The organism is Mesorhizobium sp. M0016, assembly GCF_040324035.1.
GTDB lineage: Bacteria > Pseudomonadota > Alphaproteobacteria > Rhizobiales > Rhizobiaceae > Mesorhizobium.
In genome coordinates, this window is the sequence record NZ_JAMYVM010000043.1 from 1 (window position 1) to 23,059 (window position 23,059).

The window sequence follows — 23,059 nt, forward strand, 5'->3', positions numbered from 1 at the left end:
CCGCTCGCTCGCTACAGCGCTACTAACGGCGCGCTCGTGAGCGGCTTCCCTATCGCCGAGCTACACCACCTGATGGGACACGACCTTAGGAAGTCCTACATGTTTCAAAAATGAACCTGCACGAAACTCTATCCGGCCGCAGAAGACCCAGCTAGGCAGGCAGAGCGCTTAATCCAGACGGAGTTCGCGAATGGGTCTATGCCATCCCTATTCGACTTCAGATCACCCCGCCGCAGAGTTGCCGGTCTGTGCGATGCTGGACCGGGAGCGAGCTGGGGGCGAGCCAAGTCCCACAGCGCCGCGCGCTCGAAAGCTAGTGGTCAAGCTCGCAGCGGAAACAATAAGGTACGACGCCGGCTGAGAACATTGTTAGGCGCCAGTGCCCATCGCCGTCGATAGGAAATGGGGGGCTGTTGTGGCACCGGACGTCGGCCCATACCTCCGACAGCGCTGATGCTCAGGCTATCCTGTTTTTCGGGAAGCGCTGGCCCTGGGTGAAACACCTGTTCGCCGACCGGTTTACGATAGGCTCAAGCTCATGGACAAGGCCGCCTATTGGATTGCATCGTCAAGATGGTCGCCGTGGAGGGAAGGGAAACCACCAATAACTGAGTGGCCAAGGTCGACGTCAGGGGTCATTTTCCGAACTCATTGAGGTGCGTCCGACGTGCGCCGTGGTTCTCCGATGCACAGCATAGACAACTCCGATCGACATCCGACATTTGTGTCGGGTTTGTAGGGTCCGCCGCATCGTTTGGGCAGCCTTTTCATATCATGCACCGACAAAATTGCTGACGACAACGAGAAGACTCTTGCTTCAGCTCGTGCCAGCTGAATTGGCACAAATGTTGAATGTTCTTCGTTGCCGAACCGCACCTCCACCCGCCATCGATAGGGGCTCAACGACGCAAAAGCTGCTCACGACAAATGCTGCGGGTTTTGACGGCCACATTGCGGAAGCTTAGCTACTTGGAACTATCTATTGAAAAGGACAGCCGATATGCCAAATAATAGAACAAAGAAAGGCTATTCTATATTGGATGATGACGCTAGATGCGCAAGAATACTAAACACACAGAAGGTAAAGATCGGGAATGCTGGAGATGGCAGAGGGCGAGGCGTCTTTTCTCGCCGTGATTTCCTTCCAGGAGAGATAGTCATGACTGGATTAGTTGACAGACTTGAGGAAGAGAGAACAATATATAGCATTCAAATTGACTGGAACGTTCATGCTACATTCGAGGAGCCCGCTGTCGTTTCGAATCATTCTTGTAACCCAAATCTAGCGATAGTGCCTAACCGATTCGGCGCCTATGATTTCATTGCTATTCGCGAAATCGCTCAAGACGTCGAAGTGACCTGGGATTACGCTACCACTGAATTCGATTCGATCGCGGTACAAGTTTGTCTTTGTTCCTCGAAAAATTGCCGAGGTGCGGCTGGGGGGTTCTCCACGTTGCCTCCTGATCATCCGATGCTCTCGGCGGGGTTTTACGCTCCGTATCTGCAGCGGCCCTCCGGTCGCTTTCCGAGGGGGATAGGAATGTTTGGAGGGCTGGTTGGCTCCTAGAGCACGACCTGTGATCAACTGGTCGGTTGTGATGTGACAGCAGCGTTTTTTACTGGTTCGACGTCCGTCTGAGGGAGCAGACGCCGGTAGTCGGTGCTTGTCGGACAACTCTAGAAACGAGCTCGTATAACGTATTCACCGAAAGGTACCGGCATGCAGTGCAACGTAACGACGCTGGAGCTCTCAGCGTAATCTCAGCTGCATACGAGCCGGCGCAGGACCGGTCTGAAGTGCAACTGTGCAGCAGACAAAACGCAGCGCCTAGATCCGCCACAACCAGATTTTCGCTCGGACTCCGTGGTCTTCTATGTGGAATGAAAAACGACCGACTAAAGGCATTGATCGCTCTCTCGTTGAACGCGACGCTTACACAAGGACCCCAAATGAACACCGACGCTTTTACGGCTCATGAGTCTAACGTTCGTCGCTACGGGCGGTCGTTTCCTGCAGTCTTTAAGAGGGCTCTCGGGGCGACAATCTGGGACGAAGGCGGCAAGCCTCATATCGATTTTCTCGTAGGGTCCGGCGCCCTCAACTACGGACACAACAACCCAAATATTATTAGACCTGCAGTTGAGTATCTCGGTGGCGATAACATCCTTCTATCTCTTGACATGTATACGGTGGCAAAGCGTGAATTTATTGAAACGTTTGTTGATTCAATCCTGAAGCCTCGGGGGCTTTCCTACAAGATACAGTTTCCTGGGCCGACTGGGACAAACGCTAACGAGGCGGCGCTGGCGCTGGCCCGAAAATATACTGGCCGCTCGAGCGTCATGGCATTCACAAACGCCTTTCATGGCATGTCGCTTGGGTCTCTGGCGGTTTCAGGTTCGGCATCGACTAGGGAATTGGGCGGTGTTGCTCGCCACGATGTGATCCGTGTCCCCTACGACCAATACCCGAACCAAGATTTCGATTCCGCGACGTACATAGACTTCGTATTGGGCGACCCAGGCAGCGGCATTGAAAAGCCCGCCGCAATCATCCTGGAGACCATCCAGGCAGAAGGCGGCATGAACACTGCATCCGCAGCTTGGCTCATGGAAATTCAGGGCATTTGCCGCAGGCACGGCGTTGTTTTGATCGTCGACGACATCCAGGCGGGCGCAGGACGAACGGGCGAGTTCTTCTCATTTGAGTTCGCGGGCATTGATCCCGATATCATATGCCTTTCAAAGTCTCTCAGCGGATCAGGCAGCCCGTTCTCTATTGTTCTGATTCGGCCCGCCCTGGACATTTGGAATCCCGGAGAACACAGCGGGACGTTCAGAGGCAACAATCTCGCCTTCGTGACTGCAGGGGCTATGTGCAAAATGTGGTCAGACGGGCAGTTTACTGCTGGTGTCGAGCGAACCGGCGCCAAACTGCAAAGACACCTCGATTACCTCGTTGCGAAATTTCCCAAGTGCATCGAACAAAAGCGCGGCCGGGGTCTGATGGCCGGCCTCAAGTGCCGCTCGCAGGCCGTCGTCGGCCGTGTGCACGATGTCGCGTTCGAAAATGGCCTGCTCATCGAATCTTCAGGACCAAATCGCGACGTCATCAAAGTCCTCCCACCGATAACCATCACCGATGACGAACTCGATCAGGGCATCGCAATCCTTGAGCACGCACTAAAGGAGCAAGCCAATGGAGACTAATCAAGTGTTCCAAGCCCCAACCGTCTCGCCCGTCGAGATCAGAGAGCGAACCGGCTCGATCAGCACTGCGGACATCATCTCAGTGCTGAAAGGTGAGATCACCGCTCTGCACATCAAGCAAGCTTTCAGCACGGAAATAGCCGAGGAGATCACCGCGAACTTCAGTGGCAGCCCCAGCCTCAAGGAGCGTAAGGATGGCGTGCCCGGACAATATGTCGGCGCATCCCACTACAGGAAGGATGCAGCCACCTATTTCACAGAGGCGGAAACTGCGCGACCGTACGTCGAAGCCCTTTTTGAGAATCTGGTTGATCCGGTCCGGGCATTGTTCGACGCGTTGAAGCGCGAGCTTCGCAAACAGGGCGTTGAATTGCGGCTGGCCCGTTCGGAGCACGGTCAGGCCAATGTTTGTCGCGCTCTTAGTTGGTCTGGCAGCGGTACATTCTCCCTGGACCCCCACGACGACGTCGCGCAAGTGTTATGTGCTGGGAACGATTACGAGCTTTCTGCGGTGGCGCACAACACCGTCGCGGCACTTAACTTCTATCCCAGCATGCCCGAGGAAGGTGGCAATCTGCGGCTCTGGAGCCACAAGCCGACACTCACCGACCGGAAGTCTCAAGGTGTGGAGACTACGGGCTATCCCTATTCGCCAGCCTATCTCGAGGGCGTTCCTTGTCGCGACTTCCAGCTCAGGGCGGGGGATATCGGCCTGATCGATGGCGGTTTCGTTCATGGAGTCACCGGTCAATCGGGCAACGGAAAGCGTCGCCTAGTGCTTAACAGCTTTTTCGGTTTTGCTCGCCCGGATCTTGTTCTCTGGTGGACCTAACGTTCGACGTCGTGTCAACTGACTGACTTTCCGCCGGCAGTAAACATCTCCCATTCGCCGTAAAACGGGAAGATCCCTTCAGCCACAGGCCCTCCGGGCGCTTGCCGAATTTTGGCAGCTCCCAAGTCTCCAATATTCCCGGGGAGTCGAGCACGTCTCCCAAGCCGATTTTGAAGCAGGTAGAAGCAAGGCGAAATTGAGTTATCGAGGCAAGTATACCTCTCTGTACCTATCAACGCGCGGGGAATTGTAACGATGGTGGTTTCCATCGTAGGGATTGATCGAGGTTGCGGAACACATTTTTTCCTGACAACTTCCGACGCTGTTTTACAACTCGACAATTCGGAATATTACGGCTTTTGTAGCGGCGGCCGTTTTGCTAGGGGCATCCCCTCGATGCCGCGCGAACTCGTAGTTTTGGCAACTGTCAGGTGAAAATGTAATGCCGCAAGTTGACAACACCGGCTTCACGCACCTTCTCATAGCGCGCATCGAGGATGAGGTAAGGAAACGGCTCTTGAAGGGGGCGCCTGGCAAAGGCAGCGAGGCTCTCGTCCAGCCGCTTGTTGATGGCCGAGATCGACGAGGCCGAGAAGGCATGGCCGCACAGTTCTTCCGTGATCGCCTTCACCTTGCGGGTCGACACGCCCTGCACATACATCTCCGCCAGTGTCGCCACCAAGGCCCGCTCGGAACGCTGGTAGCGCTCGAACAGCTCGGTGGAGAAGCGCCCGGCCCGGTCCTGCGGAACCCGCAGCTCGAGCTTGCCGACCCGCGTCACAAGGGTACGGCCGTAATAGCCCGAGCGATAGCCAAGCCGTTCGGGCGTGCGCTCGCTCTTCGAGGCACCCAGCGCCTCGTCCATCTCGGCCTCAAGCACCTCCTGCATCACCGCACGGAGCACTTCGTGCAATCCATCCGGGTTCGAAAGCAAAATGTCTTTGACGGCAGCGCTGGCGATCTTAACTTCAGTCTTGGTCATGGTGGCGTTCCTTCGCGGGAATCAGGTGACGTGAACAATCACCAGCCTGCCATGACCGCCCCCTCTCAGCGAATTTGCAGAACTTGACGCACACAACCCTTCCGCTGGACCCTTTCTGGCCAGCCATTGCACCAGTGGCTGGAGATTCCGGCGTGGATATTCGCCCGGCTGGTCAGGCTCGAGCATCACGACTGCTCCGCTTGTACCTTGCCGCGATTGGCGCCCCTCCCTATTCCGGGAGGCGGCTGCCCCATCGCAATCTCAGGAGAAGGGCACAGCATTGGGCTCTCACGATTCAAATCGGGGAGATATTCAGACCTCGGCAACCGACGACACACCAGTTGGGCTGTTTTCGAACCCGAACGACGCCAAGACGATACAGACGCTGCAATGGCCCGTCGTCGACACCGTGCTGATCGGCCAGGAGGCGGTCTATGCACCGCGACAGGGCAATGACCGATTGCTGCTGGGATTGAAGGGCTGTCTCAATGAGTACGAGCTTGATCCGAGATGCGCAAACGGGCGGCATAGCACGTGGTCAGGATGGCGTGGTGTTGACGTCCAGAACGCAGCTGAGGAACCGCTGAACTTCCTCGGCACTGAGGATGATCGGCAGCTTCTGCGGCTTCTTGAGAAGCGGGAGGGCCTCTTCAAGCGCCCAATCCCTCTCGAGTGTCACATTGTAGAGAAAGCGCAGCGCCGCAATGGCGGTATGAATCGAGCCGGGCGTCAGCTTCTTCTCGTTGGTCAGATAGACATGATAGGTCCGAATGTCCTCTCGCCCGAGCAAGTCCCAACACTTATGTGTCAGGCGAGATTATGTGGCGGAGATGCCCAGACGCCGGTCAGGGCCGGCCAAGTCCGACTTGCCTTCGCCACACAATGTTAGATGCCATTCAGTAGTTGCAGAAGGCCTCGTTCAGTCGGAAACGCACGCCGCGGTCGCCAGCGAAGCCCGCCTCCTCAAACCCGTTGCGCATCATCTCGACATCCGCGGCGGCCCTGAGCGGTCCGGCGCCTTCGCCGGGGCCCAGGCGCCCTCGACCAGGGCATGGGAACGCCCATGTTTGTTGATCCGGCCATATTGCGCCAAGCCAAGACCGGATTGGCGCACACGCGGATTCAGGCCGAAGTAGCTCACCAGCTTCTGCGGCTCGCGGAACCGCCGACCGCGGCGATGATACCGCTCGCGACGATGACATTGACGCCGGTGATCGTCTGAAGCTTGAAGCCGCCGGACTTGCGCTGCCCAGGCGATGTCGCGATCGAGGTCAGGCAGTTCCGCAACGAAGCTGCTATATCTGTTCTCAACCACGCCGCCGAGGAATGGAAACGCGCCCCGCGCGACTGGTTCGAGGCCAGAACACAACCACCGTCGTCTTCGGCCAAAGGTTCGTCAGCCAAGGTCAACCGACCCTACACACACCAGATTCCTAGCAATCCCTGAGTTAAACGCAAAGCGCTACCCGCTGTCAGGTTTGTAGAGTTTAGGACATCGGCTGTCGAACCAATTTATCTTTATCTGTCAGCAGCTAAATGGCTGAATTCCAATACAAACTCTTTTCTTCGCTCGATAAATCAAATTGGCCCGCTGCTTGCTGCCTTCATTCCGAGCCGCCGAGTACGGTCGACTGGACATCCTTGCAACGGAGACCGGCGGAACGACCGACAGGAGATCTGCATGCCACTTCTAGGTCAAATGTCCTTTGAACCGGGAACGGGCATCATTCAGGCCAGCAATGCCCCCCTCATGGAGGACCCATCTCCGCTGACCTGTCCCGCTCTGGAGAAACACGGCGCGAGCTCTGTCCCGATTATAGCGTTGAGCGAAAACAGGTTCAGCAGGCGCGTCAATGCCAGGAAATTATCGCAGCATCAGTGCAACTCAGGCGCTACCAGTCTCGTGCGGCTAATCCCTCCGCCTCTAATCGACCACGTACTGCCGCGGCCAGAGCCCCGACGTGTTCCACCGCCCTGTTTGTGGAAACTTGCCAGTCTCTTAGTTCGCGCCATCTCAGGACATCTATCAAAACCAGAAACTTGGTCACATAGTAAAGGATAGCCATAGATGAGAAAAGTAATTTCCGCCAAACTTCATGGAATCACTGCAACAGGAGCCGTTTTGAACTATCACGGCTCAATAACTCTTGATCCAGATCACTGCGACGAGGCATGTATTCTTCCGCTGGAGTTCGTTGAAATTTGGAACAAAGCTTCTGGAGCTAGAATCAACACCTATGTCATCTACGGTGAGAGGGGGTCTCGTTGCTGTGTGCTGAACGGGGCCGCTGCTCGCACCTGCCAGGTCGGGGACGAGTTGATCATTTGCTCCTCCGTGTATGTTGAGAAGCATCAGATCGCAGATATAAAACCGCGAGTGCTGACCTTTAACCCAGATAACTCTATCCGCGAACGCATGTTCTACGATGCTGAGTACAGGGAGGATGGAACGATGACGTTCGCCGTTCGCGAGGGTCCTTCTAGCGGGAACCCCTGGAAGGCCACGAGTCGAGCCGACCGCTGACGGGCACGCTATCGGCTGCACGAGGATATCCAGTGCCAGTCTTATTCATTATAGGCTCTTCATGTTCTCAGACCCTAAAGCTCACCCGGTAATTCATTCCGAGGAAGAATCTATGATCCAATTGACGCTTATCTATGGCGGCCGGTCCGTTGAGCACGACTGGTCGATTGCTATGTACAATCACTTCGCCGACGCTCTCAGCTATGCTCCCAACATCTCACTCACATTCGTTTATTACATTACGCGATCGGGGGACCTGCTGAGACTAGCTCTGGATGGCGGTCGCCTTCCCAAGCACGACGAACTCGTATCGCGCGCTGAAGCGCATCCGCTCGCATCTCTCGCTCACCTACTCAAAAGCGATGGCCTGTTCGTCTTTTCCCTTCTGCAAGGCCAGGACGGAGAGGATGGCCAAATCCAGGCGCTTGCGCAATTTCACGACATCCTTGGCAGCTTTGGCGACAAGACGGCGGCCATGCTTTCAGCAAATAAGTATCTGCAAGGTGTGATTGTTAACCGACTCTGCCCAGAGTTGACCCCCATTCCGACTGTGCACATCTCTCAAGCCAATCTCGAAATCGGCATCGCAAAGGCTCTGCAGCATCTTGTTGGCCCGTGTGTCCTCAAACCGAACACGCTCGGCGGATCCTTTCTCACGGAGTGGAGAGACCAGCTATCGATGGACGGTCTTCGTGCCTATTCCGAGCGGGTCGCACTGTATGACTCTTCTTTCCTGGTGCAGCAGCGAATCGTCGGAAAGGAATATACCTGTGGCGTCTTGATCGACGGACATAGCATTACGGCGCTTCCCGTTGCGAGAATCGACAATCCCTCAGGGTTCCTCGGATATCATCAGAAGACTCAGCCGGACAGTTACTCTGTAGATTTTGACGTAAACAAAGACCTAAAAACGCATATCGTCTCGATTTCCAGGCAAATTGCTCGGGAGATCGGATTCCATACATTTGCTCGTCTCGATTTCATCGTTGATGAGCAGCAACGTATTTACTTCTTCGAAGCCAATGTGGTCCCGGGGCTGACCACTGCAAGCATTTATCCCAAGATGCTCGAAAAAGCCGGTTTCGACTTGCGTCATCTTATTCGGCTCGCTGTCTCCAATGAGACGTGTCACCGGCATCGAGAAGCGATGCGTAAGGCCGAGACGAGCCGCGTCCGCTATGGACTGCCGCTGGAAGAGACGCCTTAGCTAGATCAGTTTAGGCCGGCGCTCCTTGCATAGCCGAGAAGGCAGCGTCCCTCGCTTGGTGCTTGGGGCTGACACGACGCTGGCGGATGTGGCACACACCGTCAGGCTGTCTGGTCGGCGCCGATTGTGTTGAAGAAGTCGACGGACGACAGCGTGTTCGTTGGTCGCCTGGGTCAAGACCTCTCACCCCGGATTCGGGTACCGGGGTCAGCTTGGCCAGTTTCCGGAGGTTCTGGGCGGCGGCAGCCAGGTGGAACCCACCCGTCTCGGGCACATTCCGTCCCCGTAGTTTCAGGATGCGTTTGAGGTGCGCAAACAGCATCTCGACCTTCTTCGCTCGCGGCACGAGGTCACATAGTTGCCGGTGGCGGCGATACCACGGGCCATGTCGCGCGCATCTTGGTGGATGGAGCGCAGGGTCTTGCGGGGCTAGAGTTCGGACAGCATCGAGGCTTGAGAGCGCAGGCGTCGCAGTCGAGCGTAGCGCATGGAGCCCTCGTCGTCGACACCATCGCGGGGCGAGGCGAAGCGCCGACGATGCTGCCTGAGTTCCGTTGCCGCCTGGACAAGTGTAGAGATGGCGCCTGTGATCATAGCTGAACTCTGCCCGCTCAAAGATCCATGGCGACGCTCGACTTTTCGACGACTCCGACTTTTCGAAGACCGGAATGTGCGCGCTCGTGCACCAGCCAACCCTCCATCTCGCCGGACCGTAGGCGCTGTCCGCGGCCAGCCGCTCCGGAGTGAGATTGAAGCGATCTGCACGCGCTCGATCATGGTACGTGCCGCACCGACCTCCGCCTGCCGGATTGCTCGGCTCGCCTCGACGTCCACGATGACGGCGTGGTTCAGGTCGTCAGATAGTCGGTGGCATAGGCAAAGAAGGCATGCCCCATAATCGCTGCGGTCCACTGCGCCGCTGGGTCGGACCTCGACACGAAGCTCGGCTTCACGTCGCTGGGCTGCACCCCACCCGGCATCGTCCAACGTGTCGAGATACTCTGTGCCAAGCGGCGTGTTGCCGCCATCGCCGTCGATGCCAGCCTCATCAGAGCGGACGCGAACAAGCAGCGCTCAGCTGATGGATCGGAGCAGGTCGACGGGAGGCAACTCGCGTAGCACATCGCTGTCACAAAAGCGGCCGTGTCGGCGCTTGGAGAATGTGGAGTTGTCCGGGACGTCTCCCCCCCCGGAGTCCAAACCGGCAAAACAAGCGACAGGCGAGATTCAGATGTACTTCCTCGCAGAGCCAGCGCTCGGATCGGATGCTGAAGCAGTAGCCGACGGTCAGTATCCGGATCATCAGTTCCGGGCCGATCGAGGGCCGCCGGATCACGCTATAGAACGGCCGCAGATGCGAGCGCAGTTTGGATCGACGAACCGGTGAATCGAGCGAAGCAGATGGTCTGATGGCACGTGATGTTCGATGCTGAACTCGTGGAACAGCGCTTCTCCATAGCCATGCGATGACACTCTCCTTTCTATCATGCTGGTCGCACGGAATTTCCTGATAGTCCCACCCCGACCAGTTCTCCAGGTTCTTTAACCTTCCGAACCTGATCAGTCTGGCCCGGTCGAGGGCCTGGCTCGCCCAAAAACCCTGTGAAACAACTATTTGCAGGCAAAATTGTACAAAGGTTCGTCGAACCGCTGACAAGATGGCGCTGCCTCATGCGCGGCCTCAGCCCGTCGACATTTTCACGCAATTTACCCTGGTCGCCGTTTGGCGGCAATCTCATCCGCCGAAACGCTCAACTGTGTCGATCAACACAGTGCATGTCGTGCACAAAATCGGCGGGGAGGATTTGATGTTCTTGGCCTTGCGTCGGAATGGAAGAGCGCGCCGATGGGGCGCGAGAGAGTGCACTAGCGGAATCAAAGTCGATACTACCATCTGACCGTAAGATACCTCGAATCTAAAAGCTGTATTTGACCGAAGCTGCCACGTTAGGTAGCGACTTGAGAAAGGTTTGCGGTCAGCTTCTGGGATGAGGAGTACATTTTATGAAGCTAAGCGAATATGCAGAATACGACGCAAGCCGTCTGGCCTCTCTCGTGAATGCGGGTGAAGTTACGCCTTTGGAATTGACGCAGCTAGCTCGCGAGGCGCACGACGAGGTTAACCCGCACATCAATGCTGTTGTCGAGTTCTACGAGGATGCAGAGACCGTTGCCGGAGCGAATGGAGGGATCCTTCATGGCGTCCCTTTCCTTCGCAAGGATATCGGGGCCGCCGAAGCTGGACGCCTCCAGGAAAAGGGAAGCCGATTATTTAAAGGTCATCGTTCGAATACCGACAGCTATTTCTTTCGACGCGCGCGCAGGGCGGGGCTCCGGACTGTCGGAAGAACAACTACATCTGAGCTTGGATCTACAATTATGACCGAATCCATTCTCAATGGCATCACCCGCAATCCATGGGATTTGGAACGTTCTGCGGGGGGCTCCTCCGGGGGGGCGGCGGCGGCGGTGTCTGCCGGCATAGTTCCTATTGCCCATGGCGGGGACGGCGGCGGATCAATTCGCATCCCGGCTTCCTGGTGCGGCGTTGTCGGGCTGAACCCTTCCCGAGGACGTGTTTCCGCCGGTCCGAACAATCAGGGCGGATCGTTTGGCCTCGGCCGCGCGTTTGTTCTGTGTAGGACTGTCCGCGACATGGCTTCCGCTCTGGACATTTTTTCCGGTCCTCATCCCGGCGATCCGTACATAATCACACAGCCAAACCGTCGTTATGTGGATGAACTCTCACAGCCCACCGGTCGCCTGAAGGTTGGGGTTGCGAGAACAAGTTGGGGCGCGGTCAACCTCGAGCCGGAAGTCCTGCGTGCTGTTGAGGCGACGGCAACACTACTGCAGGAGATGGGGCACTCGCTAAATGACATTGACCGGCCCTATAAGCCCGAATGGTACAGCAGCCTCTATCTCGATCCAAAGGAGGCGAACTGGCTGGGAGAAGCGGCGAGCGCCATGGGTCGCTCTATCGACGAAGAGACTTTGGAACCCGTCAACCTAAAAGTCTATAAATTTTGCCGCGGGTTGCCTTCGTCCCGAGTGCCGGACAAGCAACAGTGCCTTAGGAGGATGCGTTTCCACGTGGGCGAGGCAATTCATGCATTCGACATCTTGCTCACCCCCACACTGCCAACTGTAGCCATGCCGCACGGCGGCATATATTCTGCAACCAACTCGGCAATCTCCGCAGAGGAATATGTGGAGGCTGACACGGCGATTTGCCAGTACACCGGTGTTTTCAATGTGACTGGACAACCCTCTGTCTCCTTGCCGTTGACAGAAAGCTCCGGCGGGTTGCCAATCGGTATTCAGATCGTGGGGCGATTCGGTGATGAGGCTACGCTCGTCCGGGTAGCGCGCGATTTGGAGGAAGCCAGACCCTGGAATTCCCGCTTGCCAAAGGTTCGAGTCGGCAGCAGCTGGATCGGTCTAAGACACCCATTTTGAATGGGAATAGCAGGCTCGGTTCCGGAGCGCATTTTGTATCATAGAGCAACAATGCGAGGAGCGCACTTATGCCGCATATTCTCAACTAATACCGATTGCGTGTGCGTCCTTCGCCGCAGAGACTCGCGATGACGGGACCGTATCAAGCGCTGTGTGAGTGAAACCCACTGTCGTGCACTGGCGCGATCCGAAGCGACGCCGCCTTTCTAGAAGAAAGAACATCGGGCGGCGTGCAACTGAAGAAAAGAAGGGGTATTCCATGCCACGCCAGCAGGACACGGCAGGCCCGATCGGAATCCTCTGTCTCTGGGACGGCCACCCAGACAGTCCTAGGCCTCAAACATTCGGCGGCCGCCCTGTTATCTATGAAAAGGTCCCAGGTGCCTGGTGGCAGGCCCTTATGGACGACGAGCCAGAACTTTACAGGGCTTATGCCGAAGCAGCGCGTCGCCTCGTAGATCGCGGTGCCGTCGCTATCAGCTCGGGGTGTGGCTATACCGTCCGATACCAGGAGGCAGTCGCCGCCGCAGTGAAGGTCCCCGTAGCCACGGGGAGCCTCCTCTTAGCCCCAACGGTGATTCGGCACCTGCCACCCAATGCTAAACTCGGCGTCCTGGTCGCGCACGAGAAGTACGTTGGGACCGATCTCTTGGGAATCCTTCGAGATTCCGAAGAACGCGCGAGAGTCGCAGTCGATGGTATCTCAGGCAGCATGCTCGTGGAGAGCGAATTGAAGCGTCCGACAGGAATGGCGCCCATACCTGACTCTGACACCGAGCGCCGTCTGACGGACGCCGTGCTGCGACTTCGCGCAGCTCAACCTCACATCGGCGCATTCATCTTCGAATGCACAGAGTTCCCAAAGTTCGCACCGAAGCTGCGCCACTTGACGGGACTACCAATTTACGATCATTTTACAAGTTTGCGGATCATGATCGAGGCGATAACCTGTAGCCTTGATCCTTAAGGCCGAGAGAAAATGAAAGTCCGGTAGGCTGGCCCTGATCCTGCTTTGCTTACGACTATACACTGGGCTAGAATTGAGGCCCAGCTAGGCGGGCAAACGGCGCGTTGACGTCCGGCTCAAGCCACAGCGATCGCACTGGTGACCCCGCCGAAGAAAGCGAGCTTCAAACGCCTTGGCGATTCGCGCAAACATAGATATTCTCACGCTCGTTCCTCTCGCTTGCTTCCGCCGGGCATTGTCCCTCAACATCACAAAGAGGCCAAGCTTCAGAACGGCGCAGCCGAAAACCGCCCCTGTCTTACGCGGGAGAAGCTGCAAGCGACCCGCCCGGCACGGATCATGGCATCCGCGACTGGGCCATGCTGCATCTGGCGGTGTGTGGCTTTGCTCGTCCGAGCTGACGGTTGAAACCGAGCAGCTCGACGTGTCGTCGATGAGCATTCGTGTCTGTGGGGGCAAAGAAGGGCGGGATCGGACGCTTCCAAGGTGGAAGACCAGGGTCCCTGCCTAGTCCTCGCCGTTCGCTAGCCGGTCGCAGCACCCGAGGTGTTTCGTAACGCTGGGGGAGTCGCTAAGCCGATGGGCTTCTCCTATCTCTCCTCAAGCAGCAATGCATCGACCGTTGCTCGAGCGCTTCCTGGCCCAGACACGAAACGCATCTCACTCCACTCCGTAAGATGCCGTTGTGGCTGGGGGCGGACACCCGGCGCGATCTGTTGAGGTCGTGTCCCATCAGGTGGTGTAGCTCGGCGGTAGCGAAGCCGCTCACGAGCGCGCCGTTAGTAGCGCTGTAGCGAGCGAGCGGCGTGTGGGTGGTCATCGGCGCTTTCCGGTAGGTTTGGTTGTTTGACGCCAACCCATTTCGGAAGGACCACCGATGACCGACGACATGATGAACCTGCGCACGCTCGTGGAGAAGACCCCGGATGCCGATCTGCTGCGGGAGATGATCGGCTTTGCCGCCGAGCGACTGATGGAAATGGAGGTGGGCGCGGCTACCGGCGCCAGCTATGGCGAGAAGAACCCGCTGCGGCTCGCCCGGCGCTACCGCGACCGGGACTGGGGACGCGGGCCGGCACGGTCGAGCTGCGCATCCCGAAGCTCAGGAAGGGAAGCTACTTCCCAGGTTTCCTCGAACCGCGCCGCATGGCCGAGAAGGCGCTAACCGCCGTCATCCAGGAAGCTTATGTGCAAGGCATCTCGACCCGGTCGGTTGACGACCTGGTCAAGGCCATGGGTATGAGCGGCATATCCAAGAGCCAGGTCTCGCGGCTGTGCGAGGAGATCGACGGGAAGGTGAAGGCCTTCCTCGAGCGGCCGATCGAGGGCGATTGGCCATCCCTGTGGATCGACGCCACTTACCTGAAGGTCCGCCGCGGTGGGCGGATCGTCTCGGTCGCCGTTATCATCGCCGTCGGCGTCAACGCGGACGGCCGGCGCGAGGTACTGGGCATGGAGATTGGCACCTTGGAGGCCGAGCCGATCAGGACAGAGTTCCTGCGCAAGCTGACACGTCGCGGCCTGCGCGGCGTCAAGCTCGTCGTCTCCGATGCTCACGAAGCCCTCAAGGCGGCCGTCACCAAGGTGCTGTGCGCGACATGGCAGAGGTGCCGCGTCCACTTCATGAGGAACGTGCTGGCCCATGCCGGCAAGAGCGGCCGCAGGGTCGTCTCAGCCTTCATCGCCACCGCTTTCGCTCAGGAAACGCCCGAGGCCGCGTCCGTACAATGGCGCGCCGTCGCCGACCAGATCCGGCCGAAGGTGCCGAAGCTGGCGGCAATCATGGACGACGCCGAGCCCGACGTGCTGGCCTACATGACCTTCCCCAAGGAACATCGCGCCAAGCTCCACTCGACGAATCCGATCGAACGTCTCAACGGCGAGATCAAGCGGCGCACCGAGGTCGTCGGAATCTTCCCGAACGACGATGCGATCGTGCGCCTCGTCGGCGCAATCCTGCTCGAACAGAACGATGAATGGGCAGTGCAGCGGGCCAGATATATGACTCTGGAAACGATCAGCCAGATGAGCGATGATCCCCTGATCAGCCTGCCAGCCGTGGCGCGCTGATCAGCCCGGCCATGCCGGAGAGCACGGCGGCTAATGCCGCCAGCTACACCACGCCGCGGGACACGATCTCTGTTGATGCCCGAGCGGTAAACTCCATCTCAGGTTAGGACTATGCACTACAACCTCCAGCTACTCCGAGTTAATTGGACCCGCCCACCAGCCCAATCGTTGCTGTTTTCCTGTTGTGCAATGCCGTGGGCTGCATTCCTCGCTTGGCCACCAGAATCCACCGGTCTTGGCCGATGAAACCTGCTCCGACGCTGCGCCCAATGTAGCTCCGCTTCCGCTCAATCCGCTCGAATACGGCGCAAAAGAACGATCAAGGCTCTGATCGAGCTGTAAGCCATGGCAATTGCAATAGATCCTTCAACTAACTTTACCGAATATTCGCAAATTGAAATCGCTAAGGAAGTTAAGCTCGCGGCGAGGCCTGAGCCAGCATGGCTGAAACAAGTGGTACGATTTAGGCCCGAACCGCCACACAGCAAACGGAGAATCTCAATGGCAAAAAAAGCGCTCATTATGGTTGAATGGTCAAGAGGTAATGGCCCGTTATACGTCCAAGCCGCCCAGGATCTTGGTCTTTATCCAATCGCTCTGGCGGCGCATCCGACCGAAAGCGACTGTATTGCGGCTAAAGGGATCGATGTAGTCCGTGTCAATACAGACCACCTAGATGAGCTGATCCGGGAATGTTCCAGGCTGGGCGAGATCTATGACATTGCTGGCATTACTGGCTTTGCAGGCGACAACGAGTTGGTCTCTGCGACAGTTGGCAAACTCTGCCGGCATTTCGATCTACCGGGGCCGGTCCCTGAATCTGTTGAACGGTGCTGCGACAAATTCCTTCAACGTCAGCTTCTTGCCGAGGCCGGCGTCCCGATACCGGCTTATCGCTTGGCCGCGAACATGGCGGATGTAGAACGCTCGGCCGCGGACATCGGCCTGCCGGTGATTATTAAGCCAGCCGCGGGCATCGGCAGCAGCGGCGTCCGATTGTGCCGCAACATCGACGAGTTGGTCGAGCATGCGACCTATCTCTTGGGGGGGAACCACATATGGCGATCCTCGCCGAGGATATTAGTCGAAGAATTCGCACAAGGCCCTCATTATGTCGCAAATATAATGGGAAATGAGGTCATTGCCATTGCCGCCGCAGAATTTGGCCCTCCACCTCATTTCGTCTTTCGCAAATTTACCTTTCCGGCCCCGCTGACTGATTACCAGTATAAAGGTATTACTGAAGTGTCGTTGAGCTGCTTGCGAGCTCTCGACCTTGGCTGGGGGCCAACCTGCATCGAAATCCGGTGGACGAACCGCGGTCCGGTCGTCATCGAGGTCAACCCGCGTATGCCAGGTGGTGGTGATCCTAAAATGATACAACTTGCCTATGGCGTGGATTTAGTAACAGAGCACCTCAAGCTTGTCATCGGCGAGGAACGGGATTTGCGCGAAACGCATTCGCAGACTGTGGTCGCGTGGAGTCTGCTTCCTGATCGCGATGGAATCATCGATTCGATCGATGGCGGCAGCCGAGCGGCTGCCGTACCAGGTGTCGTTGAGGTCAAATTGCACGTCAAACCCAAGATGCCAATCATCAGGAAAGGCGATTTCCGCGACCCCATCGGATATGTCGTCGCAGTTTCACCCAGCCGTGCTGAGAGCGAGGCGATACTTCAGCGCGCTGTCAACTTAATCAGTTGGTCGATCACATGACTTGTCCAAAAACCTCCTCTAGGCAAACATACTCAGCCGCGTTGCGGTTTGGCGTGAGTTTCGTGCCCGGTAACCGACCCAAAACCGCCCCAAAACCGGGGGTCAAGCGTAGTGAGGACTGCGCGGTTACCACCACGGATCGGCCGCCATTCGCCGCTGCCGGGCCGGCGTGCCGCATGGCCACTGGAAGACCACGACCTTCACCGGAGCGCTGTTGCTGACGGGCATGACAGCGCCCTTCGTCTACGACGGCGCCATGAACGGCAGGTGCTGGTCCCGACATTGTCGGAGGGCGGCGTAGTCGTCATGGACAACCAGCCCGCCCACAAGGCCGCCGGCGTGCGCGACGCGTTTGAGGCCGCAGGGACAAGCCTGCTCTACCTGCCGCCCACAGTCCAGACTTCAACCCCACCGAGAACGCCTTCTCCAACTCTCAAGGCGTTGTTGCGAGCAAAGGCCGAGGAACCATCATAGCTTTTTGGGACGCCGTCGGCGCGGCCGTCGACCTCTTCACCCCAGCCGAATGTGCCAACTCCTTCAAAGCCGCAGCATATGAACCGGATTAAACAGGACGTGCTCTAGCTAGGTCGATCCGCACGCCTGGCTCACCCAGACCCTTGAAAGAATCGGCAATGGCTGGCCAAACAGCGATACCGACGCGCCTATCCTTGGAATTACCAGCGCTAAACGGCATCAGCTACGCGCTTACGGCCCCCGCCGAGGTTCCAGAGCGGATCGTCTATGCTCGCACGCTGCCGGTGGTGTTGAGCAGGGACGACGTCGTCGCGTTCAGAGCCCATGCTCAAGTCGGGGTGTTTATGAATAGCCGCCGAGCGCCGCGGGCCGACCGCCACCAAGTGATATAGAGTACTACTAGTGACAAGACGGGTAGGAGCATTAGAATGGAAGATACTGCCGCAATTGTCGGGTCAATCTGATGTCGAATGTCCTCCCACATCTTCAGCGGGAGGGTGCGGACGGCCAGCCCACCTACCAGCGACGTAATAACAACCTCATCGAAGGAGGCGAGGAACGCGAAGACGGCACCGCCGATTATGCCTGGCCGAATCAGCGGCAGCGTTACCCTTACAAAGGTTAGCAACGGTCCGGCCCGCATGCTCTTCGCCGCCAGTTCCAGCCGTCGGTCAAAATTTGCTAGAGTAGCAGCGACGATCACGACGGCATAGCCTACCGCACCGATGGTATGGGCTAGGACAATGCCGGTTGACGAGCCAAGCAGCCCGAGGTTGAGCAACCCGAGGTAGGCCGCGATACCAACCACGATCACGGGGACTGTGATTGGCGTCAGAATGACCATCATTAGGAAGCTCCGCAGCCGTGGAAGGGTGCGGTTAATGCCGATGGCCGCAAGCGTCCCCACGATGGTTGACAGGACGGCGACCACTATTCCGATCTTTATGCTGACCCAGGCCGCGTTATACCATGACGGGTCGCAGAAGAAGGAACGATACCATTGAAATGAAAGGCCGGAAGGCGGGAACTCCAAAGACTTTCCAGCGCTGAATGACATCAGGATTACTAGGAATTCCGGAAACAGCAGATAGAACATTACGAGCACTACGAACATTGTGCCCACGAGATTAGACCGGTCGCAATTGCTGCCCGCGTGGTAGAGCTGTGCCGTCCAGCGTTTGGCACGCAGAGGCGTAACAAACTCGCCCCAACGGCGTTTCATCGCTACGGGGGAACGGAGCCGACTTCCCCAAGTATTCTTCGTTAGTCGAGCCGTCCCGCCGTGTGTACCGGACAGGTCGACACCGAACACCGCGAGCACGGCAACGGCAACCCCCAAGAGGATAAAAGCCGCTGTGGCAACACGGGCCATATCAAACGAAGTCTGCACCTGCGACGCGATGAAGGTCGACAGCATGGCATCGCCCAACCCGCCGAGGGCGGCCGGTGTGATGTAAAAGCCTAGGCAGATGACAAAAACTAATAACGAACCGCTCCGAACACCTGGCATGCTGAGTGGAAAGAAAATGCGCCAAAAGGTGTCAAACGGCCGTGCACCCATACTGCTGCCCGCCGCCATCAGCGACCTGTCAATGCCAATCATCACACTGACTAAAGGCAAGATCATCATGGGCAGCATAATGTGCACCATACCGATATACACGGCCATGCGGTTGTAGATCAGCGGCAGCGGACTGGAAATTATTCCAAAGTCCAAAAAAAGATTGTTTATCAGACCACGGTCGCCAAGGATCACGATCCACGCATAGGTCCGTGCTAATCCGCTGGTTAGGTATGGGATGATCACGAGCACGATGAGCGCAGCACGCAGGTGCTTCGAGGCAACTACGATCAGATAAGCCGTTGGGTAGCCGATGAGAAGGCAGATTGCAGTAGCCACGGCGCTAATCTCGACGGTGTGAAAAAGCACGCGGACATTCGCTGGCCGTCCGAAGAACATCAGATAGTTGATAAGCGAGTAGGCCGGCGCATTAATGCTAGCTAGGAACAACAGGACGATCGGTATCCCGAATACCACTAGGAGGACTGCGAATGCCGGCACGGTAAGCACAATGGGCATTCGGCTGAGTTTCTGAAGCATTTTCATCCGCGGTCCTTTCAGGGCCTCACATCCTGACAAAGCGAATGTCGGACCGCAGCCAGTTAAGACGCACCCTATCCCCAGCCTGGAATATCTGCTGTCCCGAGGCGGCCTGCTCGCGCGCGACTATTAGGTCGTTGCCGACACGCACATGGTATCTACGGAACGGACCGGCATAAACCATGTCCTCAACACTGCCGGTGACACACTGTCGTTGATCGTCAACAGCCCGGTCAGGGTCGGCGGCGTCAAAGACGCAGATACGTTCCGGCCGCAGCATCGCGACAGTCCCGGACAACGGAGGGGCTTCCGATTCTAAGCTGAAACTCGCATTCTCAAGGATGTTGGCCTCCCCTAGAAAGGTCGCCACGAATCGTGTTTGTGGCCGGTCGTATAGCCCCGCTGGCGTATCGGTCTGCTCGATTTTGCCGGCTCGCATTACGATGATGCGATCCGACAGCGTAAGCGCCTCCTCTTGATCGTGGGTGACACATATGGTGGTTGTGCCAAACTCCCTGTGGAGGGCCCTCAGTTCACCCTGCATTTGCTCGCGAAGGTTGCGATCGAGAGCACCCAATGGCTCATCAAGCAGGAGCAACGGAGGATTTGCAATCAGTGCTCGGGCAAGCGCAACCCGCTGCTGCTGGCCGCCACTCAGTTGCGATGGCATGCGGCCACCAAGATCATTGAGATGCACACGCTCCAGCATCCGGTCCACCAACTTTACCCTCTCGGCAGCCTTCATACCGCGCATTTCAAGGGGAAATTGAAGGTTATCGCGAACCGTGAGGTGCGGAAAGAGCGCGTAGCTCTGGAAGACAATGCCTTGGTCCCGCCTGTAAGATGGCACCGAGACAACGGACCTCCCGGCAATAAAGATGTCTCCCTCGCTAGGGGCAACAAACCCAGCCAGCAGCATCAGCGCTGTGGTCTTGCCAGAACCGCTTGGACCCAGAATAGTCAAGAACTCGCCACGAGGAACAATGAGCGAGAGGTCTTTCACTGCGGCGACTTCACCATATCTCTTTGTCACCTTACAGAATTCAATCTGCGCGGGAATAGAGGTGTTACACCCGTCCCGCTCGTTAACTTTGAGCCTAGTGCCTATAAAATGGGAGTTCACAAATAATACCCCAGTATCACCACGAAGTCTGCCTCACGTAAACACAGCCAGCCAATCCGGCAGCTCAATCACTGTTGGAGTTGAGCCTGCGTAAATTCTGGCGGCGCTCGACCTCAGTCGAACAGGAATTCTACTCAAGAACCCATTCGTTCCAGCGCTGCATAAAGCGATCGGCATTTGTGGTGCCATCAGCGCTCTTTTCCGCGTACCATTTGTGATTCATCGTTATGCTAGAAGCAAGATAATCAGGATGACTGGCCGATTGTAGTGCAAGATTTTCTGGTAGGAGCTTTAGCGCATTTTGGTTTGCTGGTCCGTAAGGCATGAGCTGCACAAAGGCGGCCTGTCTATCGGCGCGGGTAATGAATTCAATGAATTTCTGTGCGTTCTGCTTGTTTGGACTACCCTTTGGGATGCCCCAGCCTTCCCAAGTCAGCACTTGATGCTTTCGGCTAATCTCAATGGGGGCACCTTCATTGCGTAGTACAGTAGCACGGCCATCGTAGGTTTGCGCAAGATCAACCACCTTATCGTGCATCATCTGCTGGATCTCGGATCCGGTGGACCACCATTTTCGAATATGCGGTTTAATCTTGTCCAAGCTAGCAAACACCCTGTCGATGTCCATCGGATAGATTGCGTCAGCTGGCACACCGTCTGCCAGCAGAGCTTGCTCCCAAGGGCCTTCGCTTCCGTATTGACCCGTATATAAAGTTCGTGCGCCAGGATACTTGCTGACATCCCAAAACTCGGACCATGAGGTCGGTCGCAGCTTGCCATGCGGGAACTTCTCGGTGTTGTACGCCAAACACCATGCGTACACAATCGAGCCGACACTGTATTCGCTTTTAGTGAAGGTTAGGATCGCGTCCAGTTCTTGCTTCTTGTATATCGAGTAATCAATTTTTTCGAGATAGCCATTCTCAGCAGCTCGTAAATCCATGGATGCACCGACGGGAATTACATCAACGGAGACACTGTTGGTCGAAATCATTAGATTAAGCTGCGCCTCGGTGACCTCGTCGCTGATCGGGGTCACCTTGAGTCCAGTCTCAGCTTCAAACGGCTTTACATAGGCTTCGATACACGCTTTTGCGTACTCACCGCCATTGAGCGCAACTCTTAGCTCTTGCGAGGATTGCGAGGCGGCATAAGCCGTTTTTGAAGACACCGCACCTACCGCGACAGCGGATGTAGCCTGAATGAAACGCCTCCGGTTCAGCAGCATTCGCATTGTTTGTTCTCCCTCTTATTCACGCGACGGGCGACTTTCGCTCCTGGAGCGTAGCCTGGATCATATGGTTGATGGTGTTTTGACGAACTCCTTCACCGTCACGATGACAGCCGGTCTCCTGGCGGTGCAAAGTATCTAACGACTTACCCGACTCGGGACCTTGGTGCCGGTGTTTGCTTCACTCGCTTGGTCCACGCCTTTATCCAGACGTGGACGGTCTTGGTTTGCATTCTGTCTCAGTGGACCAGGTCGCGAGGATCATACCCCCGCCGGGTTTCGTCAAATGCAGTTTCTATATTGCCCTTATCTGGAACAGAGATGGAGGTTATGGCTGAGTCGTCCGGAGTTGACATGGTGCACGACTAGTCGGCGATTGAAAGTCGACCGTGAAGAATTCGGAAGCTGTTGATAGTTTTCCTGCAATCCAGTTTCCGATTTCGCCGTCTGGCGAAGCGTGATTCACTGCTTTCATCGCAGTGAATCGGAGCCGGGCAATGGGGCAGACCACGCGAGCGGCGCGAGACAGGAGAACAGGATCTGTTCCGCGCCCGCCTTGATCAGATCCTCAACATGAACTACGAGCTGATGCGGCTCGCCCGCACCAGCAACTGGCCGGTGCTGGAGGCGCGCTTCGGCGAGGTCTATCGCGACCGCCGGGCATGCCGCCGCTGCCGACGCAGCCGATGGCTGGGCTCGCCATCCTCAAGCACGATGCTTGTGGTGCTGTCTCGGCAGCCTGAAGAAGGTCAGGGTTTGTTCGATGGCATCCTCGGCCCAGCCTGTCAGGCGCGGATACCGTGCCGACCCATGCGGCAAGATCAGCCCTGGCCTCTGCGAGATCGCGCCGGTCGTAGAGCCAGCGCAATTCCTGCAGGCAGTCGTCGCCGTGCTTCCTCGGCAGATGGTCGAGCGCGTTCCTGAGGAAGTGCACGTAGCAGCGTTGCCAGGCGGCTTCGGGGATCACCTCGCCGATCGCTGCCACCAGGCCGGCGTGATCGTCGGACACAACCAACTCGACGCCCTTGAGGCCGCGCGCCTTGAGGCCGACGAGGAAGTCCCTCCAGGCCGAGCGGCTCTCGCGATTGGCCATCTCCACGGCCAGGATCTGGCGCCTTCCGTCCCAGTCGATACCGACCGCGATCAGCACCGCCTGGCTC

At 57.2% G+C, this 23,059-nt stretch carries 10 protein-coding genes and 9 pseudogenes; 11 read left to right on the top strand and 8 right to left on the bottom strand.

The features are described from left to right. Positions 1–1,000: 1,000 nt before the first annotated feature. The 3 genes from NKJ88_RS32010 to NKJ88_RS32020 all read left to right on the top strand — a co-directional run bounded on the left by NKJ88_RS32010 (position 1,001) and on the right by NKJ88_RS32020 (position 4,045). Positions 1,001–1,570 (top strand): SET domain-containing protein-lysine N-methyltransferase, encoded by a 570-nt coding sequence (locus NKJ88_RS32010; protein ID WP_352446858.1) that lies wholly within the window; start codon positions 1,001–1,003, stop codon positions 1,568–1,570. A 383-nt stretch (positions 1,571–1,953) separates the two neighbouring features. Then, the gene (gene ectB, locus NKJ88_RS32015; protein WP_352446859.1) at positions 1,954–3,213 is read left to right on the top strand and encodes a diaminobutyrate--2-oxoglutarate transaminase; all 1,260 of its coding nucleotides are present in this window, start codon (positions 1,954–1,956) and stop codon (positions 3,211–3,213) included. Further along, positions 3,203–4,045, top strand: coding sequence for a 2OG-Fe(II)-dependent halogenase WelO5 family protein (locus NKJ88_RS32020; protein WP_352446860.1), 843 nt, complete (start codon positions 3,203–3,205; stop codon positions 4,043–4,045). Before ectB ends, NKJ88_RS32020 begins: the two co-directional genes overlap by 11 nt. A gap of 454 nt (positions 4,046–4,499) precedes the next feature. Here NKJ88_RS32020 and NKJ88_RS32025 read toward each other — a convergent pair. The 3 pseudogenes from NKJ88_RS32025 to NKJ88_RS33070 all read right to left on the bottom strand — a co-directional run. Continuing rightward, positions 4,500–5,027 (bottom strand): annotated as a pseudogene (locus NKJ88_RS32025) (transposase); the annotation flags it as partial. A gap of 503 nt (positions 5,028–5,530) precedes the next feature. Continuing rightward, a pseudogene (locus NKJ88_RS32030) lies at positions 5,531–5,829 on the bottom strand (phage integrase N-terminal SAM-like domain-containing protein); the annotation flags it as partial. 210 nt (positions 5,830–6,039) lie between these two features. Continuing rightward, a pseudogene (locus NKJ88_RS33070) lies at positions 6,040–6,254 on the bottom strand (transposase); the annotation flags it as partial. 841 nt (positions 6,255–7,095) lie between these two features. Here NKJ88_RS33070 and panD point away from each other — a divergent pair. Then, complete coding sequence (gene panD / locus NKJ88_RS32040) at positions 7,096–7,551, top strand: aspartate 1-decarboxylase (RefSeq protein ID WP_352446861.1); 456 nt, start codon at positions 7,096–7,098, stop codon at positions 7,549–7,551. Positions 7,552–7,663: 112 nt separating this feature from the next. Continuing rightward, complete coding sequence (locus NKJ88_RS32045; RefSeq protein ID WP_352446862.1) at positions 7,664–8,758, top strand: D-alanine--D-alanine ligase family protein; 1,095 nt, start codon at positions 7,664–7,666, stop codon at positions 8,756–8,758. Positions 8,759–8,951: 193 nt separating this feature from the next. Here the strand turns inward: NKJ88_RS32045 and NKJ88_RS33075 are convergent. Next, positions 8,952–10,246: pseudogene (locus NKJ88_RS33075) on the bottom strand (transposase); the annotation flags it as partial. 516 nt (positions 10,247–10,762) lie between these two features. Between NKJ88_RS33075 and NKJ88_RS32060 the strand changes: the two are divergent. From NKJ88_RS32060 to NKJ88_RS33080, 5 genes and pseudogenes are all read left to right on the top strand, one after another. Then, entirely contained in the window at positions 10,763–12,217 is a 1,455-nt protein-coding gene (locus NKJ88_RS32060; protein WP_352446865.1) for an amidase, read from the top strand. A gap of 1,844 nt (positions 12,218–14,061) precedes the next feature. Then, positions 14,062–15,254: pseudogene (locus NKJ88_RS32065) on the top strand (IS256 family transposase). A gap of 501 nt (positions 15,255–15,755) precedes the next feature. After that, positions 15,756–16,970, top strand: coding sequence for an ATP-grasp domain-containing protein (locus NKJ88_RS32070; protein WP_352446868.1), 1,215 nt, complete (start codon positions 15,756–15,758; stop codon positions 16,968–16,970). Positions 16,971–17,124: 154 nt separating this feature from the next. Beyond that, positions 17,125–17,536: pseudogene (locus NKJ88_RS32075) on the top strand (transposase); the annotation flags it as partial. Positions 17,537–17,556: 20 nt separating this feature from the next. Beyond that, positions 17,557–17,657: pseudogene (locus NKJ88_RS33080) on the top strand (transposase domain-containing protein); the annotation flags it as partial. Between the two features lie 115 nt (positions 17,658–17,772). Here NKJ88_RS33080 and NKJ88_RS32080 read toward each other — a convergent pair. The 3 genes from NKJ88_RS32080 to NKJ88_RS32090 form a co-directional block, all read right to left on the bottom strand. Beyond that, positions 17,773–19,551, bottom strand: coding sequence for an ABC transporter permease subunit (locus NKJ88_RS32080; protein ID WP_352446866.1), 1,779 nt, complete (start codon positions 19,549–19,551; stop codon positions 17,773–17,775). Positions 19,552–19,570: 19 nt separating this feature from the next. After that, positions 19,571–20,653, bottom strand: coding sequence for an ABC transporter ATP-binding protein (locus NKJ88_RS32085; protein ID WP_352446869.1), 1,083 nt, complete (start codon positions 20,651–20,653; stop codon positions 19,571–19,573). Between the two features lie 145 nt (positions 20,654–20,798). After that, on the bottom strand, positions 20,799–21,902 hold the full coding sequence (locus tag NKJ88_RS32090; protein ID WP_352446867.1) for an ABC transporter substrate-binding protein: 1,104 nt from the start codon (positions 21,900–21,902) through the stop codon (positions 20,799–20,801). A gap of 480 nt (positions 21,903–22,382) precedes the next feature. Here NKJ88_RS32090 and NKJ88_RS32095 point away from each other — a divergent pair. Then, positions 22,383–22,612 (top strand): annotated as a pseudogene (locus NKJ88_RS32095) (IS5/IS1182 family transposase); the annotation flags it as partial. Between the two features lies 1 nt (position 22,613). Here the strand turns inward: NKJ88_RS32095 and NKJ88_RS32100 are convergent. Beyond that, positions 22,614–23,059: pseudogene (locus NKJ88_RS32100) on the bottom strand (transposase); the annotation flags it as partial.

Excerpts from the sequence above, each read along its gene's own strand:
- ectB (WP_352446859.1), top strand. The coding sequence starts at position 1,954 with ATGAACACCGACGCTTTTACGGCTCATGAGTCTAACGTTCGTCGCTAC.
- NKJ88_RS32060 (WP_352446865.1), top strand. The coding sequence starts at position 10,763 with ATGAAGCTAAGCGAATATGCAGAATACGACGCAAGCCGTCTGGCCTCT.
- NKJ88_RS32080 (WP_352446866.1), bottom strand. The coding sequence starts at position 19,551 with ATGAAAATGCTTCAGAAACTCAGCCGAATGCCCATTGTGCTTACCGTG.
- panD (WP_352446861.1), top strand. The coding sequence starts at position 7,096 with ATGAGAAAAGTAATTTCCGCCAAACTTCATGGAATCACTGCAACAGGA.
- NKJ88_RS32090 (WP_352446867.1), bottom strand. The coding sequence starts at position 21,902 with ATGCGAATGCTGCTGAACCGGAGGCGTTTCATTCAGGCTACATCCGCT.
- NKJ88_RS32045 (WP_352446862.1), top strand. The coding sequence starts at position 7,664 with ATGATCCAATTGACGCTTATCTATGGCGGCCGGTCCGTTGAGCACGAC.
- NKJ88_RS32020 (WP_352446860.1), top strand. The coding sequence starts at position 3,203 with ATGGAGACTAATCAAGTGTTCCAAGCCCCAACCGTCTCGCCCGTCGAG.
- NKJ88_RS32070 (WP_352446868.1), top strand. The coding sequence starts at position 15,756 with ATGGCAAAAAAAGCGCTCATTATGGTTGAATGGTCAAGAGGTAATGGC.
- NKJ88_RS32010 (WP_352446858.1), top strand. The coding sequence starts at position 1,001 with ATGCCAAATAATAGAACAAAGAAAGGCTATTCTATATTGGATGATGAC.